Source organism: Eisenbergiella tayi (assembly GCF_001881565.1).
Taxonomy (GTDB): domain Bacteria; phylum Bacillota; class Clostridia; order Lachnospirales; family Lachnospiraceae; genus Eisenbergiella; species Eisenbergiella tayi.
The window spans coordinates 1-10,283 of the sequence record NZ_MPDJ01000022.1; the positions used below are offsets into that span (position 1 = coordinate 1).

Below are 10,283 nucleotides of genomic sequence, written 5' to 3' on the forward strand. Positions count from 1 at the left end.
AAAGGAGTATGTGGAAGCCTGCCGGGAGGAAGGGCTTAAGGTGGGATTTTATTATTCGCCGCTTGACTGGCGGTTTCCGGGCTATTTTATGCCCAGCCTTTTCTGGGAAAATGCCCTGGAGCTGAAACACCAATGCCCTGATCCGCTTTTGCAACTGATGCACAATTACGGAAAGATCGCTTTGCTGTGTTTTACCCGATAATGGATGCAGTCTCTTATACCACTCACGCTTTTTATACGAACCCAACACGCACAAAAACAATAATCTTTCCCCTTTTCCCCATTGAACATTTCTCCGCTTAATGTTATACTTTGGAAAACATAGGATAAAAAGGTGCCCGATACTGCCGGAAGGCGCATCGGGATAATAGGGAACCGGGTGCGAATCCCGGACGATCCCGTCGCTGTAATAGCGTAGTATTTTCAGGCCGCAGGGCAGTCACTGTGTAAACGGGAAGACGGAAAATACGAAAATGCTTAAGTCAGAAGACCTGCCTTTTTATCAGGCTTTATAAGAACTGCGATGGACAGGTACTTATGAAATGAGCTCCTTTGGGGAGCTTATTTGTGTCGGCTGTTTGTACACGCAGGAAGGGATATCTGTGGTACAGGCAGTTTTTTTTATGTCTTGCCGTTTACAGGGAAAAGAGAACATGAAAATTGATTATTATGCATACCATTCAGGAATGAACGGCTGGAATGCGGGGCTGAAGATGCTGCTGGCCGTGGGGACGCTGTGCCTGACCATAGCGCTTGATAAGCCGGCGGTTTCCCTGTTCGTTCTGCTGACCATGAGTCTGCTGACGCTGATAAAGGGGAAAATTCCGGGAAAGGCCTATCTGCATTTCCTTTCCGTACCTCTGGCTTTTGTCATCATGAGCGGAGCTGCCATTGCGGTGGAATTTGGCCGCAGCCCGCTGGGGGACTGGAATCTGCACATATTCTTTTTTTATCTGTGTTTTTACCGCAGCAGCCTTCTGCTGGCGGGAGCCGTATTCCTGAAAGCCATGGCGGGAATCAGCGCGTTGTATATGCTGTCCCTGTCCACGCCGGTCAATCAGCTGGTGCTCGTTCTGCAGAAGCTTCACCTGCCTTCCCTGCTGGTGGAGCTGATGAACCTGATATACCGGTATATTTTTATCTTGATCGATGCCGCGGATCAGATGCAGACAGCGGCAAAGGCCCGTTTTGGATATGTAACCTTCCGGCAGTCCTGCAGGAGCTTTGCACTGGTTGCCGGGAATTTGTTCCTGGTGTCCCTGAAAAAGGCGGGAACCTATTACGACGCCTTGCTTTCCAGGGGATATGAGGGACGGTTGGAATTCCTTACGGAGGAAACGGCCCCGGCCCCGGGCCAGCTGGTATTTACGGGGGTTTACCTTCTGACGGTAATCGTGCTGGGATGTGTGCTGTAAGAATTCAGGTATGCTTTCGGATTGCCGGATGGAATGAGACGGCCGGTACAGAGGACAAAAGGCCGGGAACAGCGGCCGGGAAAGGGAACGGATGAGGGAAGAGGAATTACTGAAGGTGAAGGATTTGTCCTTTACCTACGAGGAAGAACCCGTATTAAAGAATATCAGCCTCACCGTCCGCCATGGAGAAAAGATAGCGGTGATGGGCTCTAACGGAGCGGGAAAATCCACTTTTTTCCTGAATCTGAACGGGGTTTTAAAGCCGGATGCAGGAGAAATTTTCCTGAACGGACGGAAAATCGGGAAAAAGGACATGGGACTGCTGCGCAGACAGGTGGGCTTTGTGTTTCAGGATGCGGACAGCCAGATCATCGCCTCCAATGTACGCGCGGAAATTTCCTTCGGGCCTATGAACCTGGGGCTGGACAGGGCGGAGGTTATCAGACGGGTGGACAGCGCCGTTTCCTATCTGCAGCTGGAAGAACTGCAGAAACGGGCGCCCCATTATCTCAGCGGCGGGGAAAAGAAACGGGTAAGCATTGCCGATATTCTGGCGATGGAACCGGAACTGCTTATTTTTGACGAACCCATGGCGGCCCTGGATCCGGTGAATGCCCAAAAGGTGGAGGATATTTTGAACAAGCTTCATGAAGATGGGAAAACGATGCTGATAGCAACCCATGATGTGGATTTCGCCTGGCGTTTTGCGGACAGGATTCTTGTCTTTTGTGACGGGAATATGATTGCGGACGGAACGCCGGCTGAAATATTTATGCAGACTGACGTGATGGAACAGGCGCATTTGAAGAAGCCTTCCATCATGGTGATCTGGGAAGCCCTGATACAAAAGGGGCTGGCGGCGGATGATGGAAATTATCCGGCAACACCACAGCAGGCAGCGCAGAGAATTGCAGACTGCCGGAATGAGAGAGGAGAGCTGATATGACAGAGAAACAAAAGAAGGTGCTGAAACTGAGTATCGCATTTGCGGTATCCTTTGCGATATACCCGGCAGCAAACGCCATGCATATTATGGAGGGGTATCTCCCTGTGGGATACTGTATCGCGTGGGGCGTTATCTGCCTGCCTTTTCTGGTAAAGGGTTTTTTCAATATCAGAAAACAGTTTCAGGAGAACAGAAAAGCCATTACCATGCTGGCTATGGCGGGCGCATACATATTTGTACTGTCCGCACTGAAAATCCCGTCGGTGACGGGAAGCTGCTCCCATATGACGGGGACGGGGCTGGGGGCCATTTTGTTCGGGCCAAGCACGGTGAGTATACTGGGAATCATTGTCCTTTTATTCCAGGCAATCCTTCTGGCCCACGGCGGCCTGACCACTCTGGGGGCCAATACCTTTTCCATGGCGATAGCAGGCCCCTTTGTGGCATACGGGATATACCTTCTGTGCCGTAAATGTAAGGTAAACAAGATGGCCGGCATTTTTCTGGCGGCCTTCCTGGGCGACCTTTTTACCTATTGCGTGACCAGCATCCAGCTGGCATTGGCCTTCCCCAGCACCCACGGCGGCGTGTTTGCATCCGCACTGGAATTTTTGGGGATATTTGCGCCAACACAGCTGCCTCTGGCTGTTGTGGAAGGGATTCTGACCGTATTGATCATGATGGCGCTGGAAAATTATGCGAAGCCGGAATTGAAATCCATCGGCTTTTTCAAAGCATAGGATAAAGGCGCACGCAGAAGCGTGCAGACAGGAGTAAAAATGAAAAAGGATACCAAGATAGCGATTGTACTGATCGTTCTTGCAATTTTAATAGTAGTAATCCCTCCCTTTGCCTTAAAAGGGGCGGAATTCGGCGGTTCCGATGATGCGGGGAGCCAGAAAATCGAGGAGATTGCAGGAGATTACGAACCCTGGTTCACACCGGTTTTTGAAACCGCTCTGAATGGGGAGATCCCCGGTGAAATAGAGAGTCTTCTGTTTTGTGTCCAGACAGCCATAGGTGTGGGAATCATCGCTTTCCTTATGGGCAGGATGGTGGAACGCAAGAAATGGAGCCGGGAGCAGGATACGGAGCAGGAGGCCGGACAGGGCGCCTGACGGGCGGCATAAAAATGGCTGTATTTATCTTGTAAGCCGGCAGAAACAAGAGTCTGAAACAGGAATAAGAGTGTGCGAATGCGGATAAGATTATGCTTCAGCAGTTGCATACGGCCTGTTTCAGGCTCTTTTTTGGTGCCGGAAAAGGATAGTGGCCGGATTTCCTTGAATTCATCTGATAATAGAGATATTATGTTATAAAATGAATTTCAGTAAGAAGGATATCGTATGCGGAAAGAACGTAAAAGATCCATTTTTAAAAAGGTGCTTTGGTCAATGGGGACGGTAATGGCCGCCGCTATTTTAATTATAGAGATAAGCAGTTTATTTCTGATTCATAAAGATGGGAAGCGGGCGCAGGAGTTGTTTGAGAATACGATTGACAGCTATGGATTGTTCTGGGAAAACAAGCTGAATGAAACCTCAAGGATGATGTTAAGCTTTGTGAGTATTGAAACCGGCTCCTTATATGGACAGCTGTGCAGTTCGGATGATAAGCTTACTGTAGAAACGGCAAAACTGCAGCTGCGATCCCAGATTGCCAATATGAATTCACGGCAGGGATATGAGCTCACGACCTTTGTCTGCGTCCCGGAAAGAAATATTTATTTTTCCGTGGATGAAAAAGATACCTCCTATTTGCGGTGGCAGAGTATAAAAGAAAATGTACTTGCTTATATTTCCAATAATATGATTGCCAGCGCAGATAAATGGAATGTGCTGTATGTGCAGGATACGCCCTGTCTTCTGAAGATTTACCATATGGAAAATGGTTATATAGGAAGCTTGTATTCGATAAACCATATATTAGAAGGACTGTATGACAAGGAAGAAAACTGGGTCCTGGAAATGGTGGACAATGCCGGAAATACAGTTGCACAGAAAGGTACTCCTCACAGAGAGGCGACAATTTCCTACGATAAGGTTCTGGATTATACAAATGTGGGAATCCGTGTGACAGTCGGGAGTGCAAGGCTGTACAGCAGTAAGGGAACGGGTGTGCTTATTCTGATGGGAGCCATGCTGTTTGCCGTTCTTCTGATTTTTATGGTTTTGGGGAGGCAGAGCAGAAATGTATTCGAACCGCTGGAACTGCTGCGGACAACAATGGAAAATTACAGCGGCGGAGATATGGATGTGAGGCTTCCGGTCGTAAATGATAATTCACAGATTGATAATCTGTATCAGACATATAACTCTATGGCGGATCAGATTGAGCATTTAAAAATACAGGTTTATGAGAAAGAACTGGAAAAACAGAGGATCAACAGCAACTATCTGAGAATCCAGATAAAGCCCCATTTTTATACCAATATACTGAATCTGTTTTATGGTATGGCGCAGATGAAGGACTGTGCATCCATTCAGAAGCTTGCGCTTGCCTGCGGAAGGTACTTCCGCTATCTTCTGGGGCAGAAAGGGACCTTTGTCCTGCTGGGAGAAGAACTGAAATGCCTGGACAGCTATATGGAAATCCAGAGATACCGGTATCAGGACAGGTTTGAGGCGAAGATTTTCGTAGAGCCGGGGCTGGAAAAGCAGGCGGTACTGCCGCTTCTGATCCAGACATTTTTTGAAAACAGCCTGAAGCATAACATTATGCGGATCCCTCTTCTTCAGATTGAAGTGGCAGTGACAACCGTGGAAACGGAGAAAATGCAGATCACGGTTAAGGATAATGGTATAGGTTTCAAACAGGAAATTCTGGAAAAACTGGAGAGGAATGAATCAATTGAAAAGGGCGGCGAACATATCGGAATCCAGAACGTGAAGGAAAGAATACGCGTGTTTTTTGGAGAGACTGCAGATATGCGGATAGAGAGTGCGCCTGGGAATACGGTAGTTACCTTGCTGCTGCCGCTTATGATATGGAATGGGGAATCGGAAAATGAAATTACTTCTGGTAGATGATGAATTAACAATGATACAGATTATGGAGAAAGCCATTGACTGGAAAAAGGAAGGGATACAGAAAATTTTTGTAGCCTATAATGCGGATGAAGCGAGAGATATACTGGCTTCATCAGAAATTGATATTATGATCTGTGATATAGAAATGCCCGGGGAAAGCGGGCTTGAGCTGATAAAATGGATGCAGGATATGTATCCTGAGGTTATCTGCATCATTTTGACCGGGTATCCGGATTTTAATTACGCACGGAGTGCCATTTCTCTTGGAGTTTATCAATATCTGCTTAAGCCGGTAGCATTTGAAGAACTGGAGAGCGTGGTAAGATCCGCGATTGAGCGGGCTGAGGAAAATATGGCGGCATCAGCTGTTTCGGATAAGGAAAAGGACAGGGAAATTTCAGATCCCGTAAAATGTGTCAGGGGATATCTGGAAGCGCATTATAACGAAATTATTACGTACAGGAATATTGAATCGCTTGTGCATATGAATGGAGATTACATAAACCGGGAATTTAAAAAAAGTACAGGCTATACCCTGATGGAATATATACAGAGATACCGGATTATTATGGCAAAGAAGCTGCTGAGGGAAACAAATCTTTCCATAGCCGATATCAGTGCACAGATAGGTTATGACTCACCGGCTTATTTTGCCAAGATCTTTAAGAAACTGACTTCTCTGACGCCAAGAGAATACCGCGCCAGGCATGAGAGGGAATAATGAGGGAAAAGCATTTGTGACTGATGGTGCAGATGCTTTTTATTTAGCATAAAAGTCGATTTTGTTATGAAATGCATCGATATTGAAATTGAAAAAATGCGGCCCGGAACTTATGATTAATATGTCAAAGCAAGAGCGGCTGTTGCAAATGAAAACTGGGAGGATGAATATGAAAAAGAAATTAATCACAATATTACTGGCAGCTTCCATGGCAGTATCTGCATTAACGGGCTGTGGAAACTCTTCCGCAAATTCCGGAAGCGATAAACCGGCGGCTGAAACGGTAACCGGAGAGGAAGCGAATCAGGAAGCAAATGCGGCGGATGCTGTTTTAAAGGACGGAGAAATGTCGGAAATTCTTATGGTATGGCCTGGTTCCAACGCTTCCCCCGCCAGCCTGCAGGAGGTAGAGGATGCAATGAATGAAATGATTGCCCAGAAAGCCGATGCCAAGGTGAAGCTGCAGATAATTGAGTGGGGGGCTTATGGAGATCAGTTGAATCTGATGCTGTCCAGCGGGGAAAAACTGGATATCTTCATGGGTATCGGCGGTATCAGAGAAGCCGGGCAAAGAGGCCAGCTGTATGATATTTCGGAGGACATAAAAGTTTATGCACCGGAAGCTTATCAGACGATGGAGAGATACATTAACGCCTGCTATTTTGACGGAGCGTTGTATGGCCTTCCGAATTACCGTGATATGGCTGCACAGGCAGGCCTTATCTGCAGGAAAGACATTCTGGATGAGACCGGTTTTCAGGCGGAGGATATCAAGACTATGGAGGATGTGGAGAAGGTAATAAGCAAGGTGCATGAACTGCATCCGGATATGTATCCGCTGATTCCGTCAGACCTTACAAGCGGATGCTTCCTGAATTATGTGAAAGGACAGTTCGATGTGATTGCCGCAGGCGTTGGTGTGGATATGAAAGATGATCCTTCGGACGGCGTGACGATCATAAATACTTATGATACGGAACAATACAGGGCAATGGCGGAGGCGGCTTATGAATGGAATAAAAAGGGATACTTTATGCCTGATTCCACCACAAACAGCACACCCAGGCAGGATATTCTGAAAGCGGGAAATGCATTTGGATACTTCGGCAATTATCATCCGGGTATTGTAACACAGGAGACCATGAATACAGGCATGAACATTGCTGCGATTCCGATAACGGAGAAGTCGCTGTCCACGGAATCTGTCAATTTTATAGAATGGGTGGTTGCAGGACAGTGTGAACATCCCCAGAAGGCGCTGGCAGTACTGAATCTTCTGTATACCAACGCAGATTTCCAGAACCTGTTCCGTTATGGAATTGAAGGCGTGGATTATGAAGTAAAGGATGCGGCAAAAGGGATTGCCGGTTATCCGGAAGGAATTAATGGTTCCAATGTGGGCTGGGGCAATGAAATGTGGCTTTCCGGAAATGCGGCGGTCGGATATGCATGGGAGACAGATCCGGAGGATGTATTCGCAAAATATTCCGAGTTTAATGATACGGCGGCGCTTTCTCCGCTGTATGGATTCATCTTTGATACAACAAAAGTGAAAAATGAAATTACGGCAATAAGCAACGTTACAGAAAAATACAAGGCGATTATTGAGAATGGTGACGCAGAACCGGCAGATTCTCTGAACGCATTTAATGCAGAACTGAAAGCGGCCGGGATTGAGAATGTTATTTCTGAAATGCAGACACAGGCAGATGCCTGGTTAGCTGAGAAAAAGTAAACAGTAATGCTTATAAGCAGTCGATTAATATCGTTATTGATTGGCTGCTTATTCTTTACCGGAGGGAAACATAAATATGAATAGTAAAAAAAGAAAGGCTTTCCGCAAGGCATTGCCGCTCTATATCATGGTATTGCCGGGATTCTTATATCTATTGATTAATAATTACATACCCATGTTTGGTATTGTGATCGCTTTTAAAAACCTGAATTTTGCAAAGGGTATTCTGAAAAGCGACTGGGCGGGGTTTTCCAACTTTGAGTACCTGTTCAAAGCACCGGATGCACTGCTGGTCACAAGAAATACAATTTTTTACAATGTGGCATTCATTGCGGTCAATACCTTTACGGCGATTTTGATTGCCATTCTTCTGAGTGAAATCCGCAGCAAGTCAAAGGTAAAGCTTTTTCAATCCTGTGTGCTGATTCCATCGTTGATTTCTATCATCATTGTCAGCTATCTGACCTATGCATTCCTGAGCGGACGTACGGGATTTATTAACGGAAGCCTGGCGTCGGCAGGGAAGGAACCGGTTTCCTTTTACACAGAGCCAAAATACTGGCCGGGAATTTTAATTTTTATCAACTGCTGGAAAGGGGCGGGATATTCTTCGATCATCTATCTTGCGGCAATACTGGGAATCGATCAGGAAATGTATGAGGCTGCGGAGATTGACGGCGCCACCAGATGGAGTAAAATCCGGTTTATCACTCTGCCTCTTCTGAAATCGACAGTGATTACATTGACTCTTATGAGTATCGGGAGAATTTTTTATTCGGATTTCGGATTGTTTTATCAGGTGCCGATGAATTCGGGAGCATTGATTAATGCTACCAATACAATAGATACCTATGTGTATCGCGGTTTGATCGAACTGGGGGATATCAGCATGTCATCTGCGGCATGCGTATATCAGTCGCTTGTAGGATTTATTCTGGTGCTGGCAGCCAATTACATTACCAGAAAATACAGCGCTGAGAATGCATTATTTTAATCAGGAGGGAAATATGGTTGGAAATAAAGAAAGACGGTATCAGTTAATACTGACAATAGTGATGACGCTAATATCACTGGTTATGGTCATACCGCTGATTCTGCTGCTAATGGCATCTGTTACCAGCAATAATGAGATAGTAATGCATGGCTATTCATTCTGGCCGAAGGAATTCAGCCTGGAAGCATATCGGTACATATGGAATGAAAAGGGGCAGATTTTCCGGGCATATGGTGTTACACTTATGGTGACTGCCATCGGTACAGTCACAGGAGCGATGATGACGCTGCTCTATGGTTATGTCCTGGCACACCAGGAATTTCCGGGCAGGACGTTTCTTGCATTTTACCTGTTCTTTACCATGCTGTTCAATGGAGGGCTGGTACCCACCTATATCATGTACACCCGTTATCTGCATATGAAAAATACGGTGGGAGCATTGATTATACCGGCACTTTTAATGAATGCCTTTAACGTTATTCTTGCCCGTACTTATATTCAGTCCAATATGCCTGCCGCATTGAGTGAGGCGGCTCAGATTGACGGCGCCACGGAGTTCCGTATTTTCGGTCAGGTAGCACTGCCGCTCTGCAAACCTATTATTGCGACAATAGGCCTGTTTATAGGTCTCGGATATTGGAATGACTGGATGAACGGGCTGTATTATGTGACGGATTCAAAGCTGTTCAGTGTACAGCAGCTTTTGAATAACATGATAAAAAATATTGAATTTCTGTCCAAAAATGCGAACAGCAATATCAACCTGTCCAGTATCGGAGGAGGGATTCCGCAGGAAACCGTCCGGATGGCAATTGCTATTGTGGGCCTGCTGCCGATTCTGGTGGTATTCCCCTTTATGCAGAAATATTTTATCAAGGGAATTTCGGTTGGGGCGGTTAAAGGCTGACAGGGTATTTTGAAAAGGAGAAATGAATGAAAACAATTGAGGAAATGAAGTCTTTTGAGCGGGCACGGGAAACATATGTGCCGGAAAAGGTGAACAGACAGGATGAAAGAAAAATGCAGTGGTTTCGGGATGCCAAATTTGGCATGTTTATCCACTGGGGGCTGTATTCCATGTTGGAAAAAGGGGAGTGGGTTTTATTCAGTGAAAGCCTGGATGTCAGGGAGTATGAGAAACTGGCAGGAGATTTTGAAGCCGGTAAATTCGATGCCCGTGCATGGGCAAAGGCTGCCAAAAATGCAGGGATGAAATATATGGTACTGACAACACGGCATCATGACGGTTTTTGTTTGTTTGACAGCAAATGCAGCAGGTTCAATGCCATGAACAGTGCTGCACACCGTGATTTCGTAAAGGAGTATGTGGAAGCCTGCCGGGAGGAAGGGCTTAAGGTGGGATTTTATTATTCGCCGCTTGACTGGCGGTTTCCGGGCTATTTTATGCCCAGCCTTTTCTGGGAAAATGCCCTGGAGCTGAAA

At 46.3% G+C, this 10,283-nt stretch carries 10 protein-coding genes, 1 pseudogene and 1 riboswitch; all 11 genes and pseudogenes read left to right on the top strand.

All coding sequences use genetic code 11. The annotated features are described in order from the left end of the window. Positions 1 to 202 (top strand): annotated as a pseudogene (locus BLA28_RS33940) (alpha-L-fucosidase); the annotation flags it as partial. Between the two features lie 113 nt (positions 203 to 315). Then, a riboswitch (cobalamin riboswitch) is annotated at positions 316 to 513 on the top strand. A gap of 140 nt (positions 514 to 653) precedes the next feature. Then, positions 654 to 1,415 carry a cobalt ECF transporter T component CbiQ gene (gene cbiQ, locus BLA28_RS32970; protein WP_169897332.1) on the top strand — a complete coding sequence of 254 codons (762 nt, stop codon included), beginning with the start codon at positions 654 to 656 and terminating at the stop codon, positions 1,413 to 1,415. Between the two features lie 91 nt (positions 1,416 to 1,506). After that, positions 1,507 to 2,361 carry an energy-coupling factor ABC transporter ATP-binding protein gene (locus BLA28_RS32975; RefSeq protein ID WP_016360213.1) on the top strand — a complete coding sequence of 285 codons (855 nt, stop codon included), beginning with the start codon at positions 1,507 to 1,509 and terminating at the stop codon, positions 2,359 to 2,361. Next, entirely contained in the window at positions 2,358 to 3,101 is a 744-nt protein-coding gene (locus BLA28_RS32980; protein WP_069157070.1) for an energy-coupling factor ABC transporter permease, read from the top strand. Before BLA28_RS32975 ends, BLA28_RS32980 begins: the two co-directional genes overlap by 4 nt. Before the next feature lie 39 nt (positions 3,102 to 3,140). Beyond that, complete coding sequence (locus BLA28_RS32985) at positions 3,141 to 3,479, top strand: energy-coupling factor ABC transporter substrate-binding protein (protein ID WP_069157071.1); 339 nt, start codon at positions 3,141 to 3,143, stop codon at positions 3,477 to 3,479. Between the two features lie 228 nt (positions 3,480 to 3,707). Next, positions 3,708 to 5,390, top strand: coding sequence for a sensor histidine kinase (locus tag BLA28_RS32990; protein ID WP_069157072.1), 1,683 nt, complete (start codon positions 3,708 to 3,710; stop codon positions 5,388 to 5,390). Continuing rightward, positions 5,368 to 6,111 carry a response regulator transcription factor gene (locus tag BLA28_RS32995; protein WP_069157073.1) on the top strand — a complete coding sequence of 248 codons (744 nt, stop codon included), beginning with the start codon at positions 5,368 to 5,370 and terminating at the stop codon, positions 6,109 to 6,111. Before BLA28_RS32990 ends, BLA28_RS32995 begins: the two co-directional genes overlap by 23 nt. A 169-nt stretch (positions 6,112 to 6,280) precedes the next feature. Continuing rightward, complete coding sequence (locus BLA28_RS33000; RefSeq protein ID WP_069157074.1) at positions 6,281 to 7,846, top strand: ABC transporter substrate-binding protein; 1,566 nt, start codon at positions 6,281 to 6,283, stop codon at positions 7,844 to 7,846. Between the two features lie 76 nt (positions 7,847 to 7,922). Then, positions 7,923 to 8,840 (top strand): ABC transporter permease, encoded by a 918-nt coding sequence (locus BLA28_RS33005; protein ID WP_069157075.1) that lies wholly within the window; start codon positions 7,923 to 7,925, stop codon positions 8,838 to 8,840. Positions 8,841 to 8,853: 13 nt separating this feature from the next. Next, a complete protein-coding gene (locus BLA28_RS33010) occupies positions 8,854 to 9,747 on the top strand; it encodes a carbohydrate ABC transporter permease (RefSeq protein ID WP_069157375.1) in 894 nt (297 codons plus the stop codon). A gap of 26 nt (positions 9,748 to 9,773) precedes the next feature. After that, positions 9,774 to 10,283, top strand: a 510-nt coding sequence (locus BLA28_RS33015) for an alpha-L-fucosidase (RefSeq protein WP_207650809.1), incomplete at its 3' end; no start/stop codon positions are given.

What these genes read in the sequence shown, in the direction of transcription:
- BLA28_RS32995 (WP_069157073.1), top strand. Translation starts at nt 5,368, where the DNA reads ATGAAATTACTTCTGGTAGATGATGAATTAACAATGATACAGATTATG.
- BLA28_RS32990 (WP_069157072.1), top strand. Translation starts at nt 3,708, where the DNA reads ATGCGGAAAGAACGTAAAAGATCCATTTTTAAAAAGGTGCTTTGGTCA.
- BLA28_RS33010 (WP_069157375.1), top strand. Translation starts at nt 8,854, where the DNA reads ATGGTTGGAAATAAAGAAAGACGGTATCAGTTAATACTGACAATAGTG.
- BLA28_RS32975 (WP_016360213.1), top strand. Translation starts at nt 1,507, where the DNA reads ATGAGGGAAGAGGAATTACTGAAGGTGAAGGATTTGTCCTTTACCTAC.
- cbiQ (WP_169897332.1), top strand. Translation starts at nt 654, where the DNA reads ATGAAAATTGATTATTATGCATACCATTCAGGAATGAACGGCTGGAAT.
- BLA28_RS32980 (WP_069157070.1), top strand. Translation starts at nt 2,358, where the DNA reads ATGACAGAGAAACAAAAGAAGGTGCTGAAACTGAGTATCGCATTTGCG.
- BLA28_RS33005 (WP_069157075.1), top strand. Translation starts at nt 7,923, where the DNA reads ATGAATAGTAAAAAAAGAAAGGCTTTCCGCAAGGCATTGCCGCTCTAT.
- BLA28_RS33000 (WP_069157074.1), top strand. Translation starts at nt 6,281, where the DNA reads ATGAAAAAGAAATTAATCACAATATTACTGGCAGCTTCCATGGCAGTA.
- BLA28_RS32985 (WP_069157071.1), top strand. Translation starts at nt 3,141, where the DNA reads ATGAAAAAGGATACCAAGATAGCGATTGTACTGATCGTTCTTGCAATT.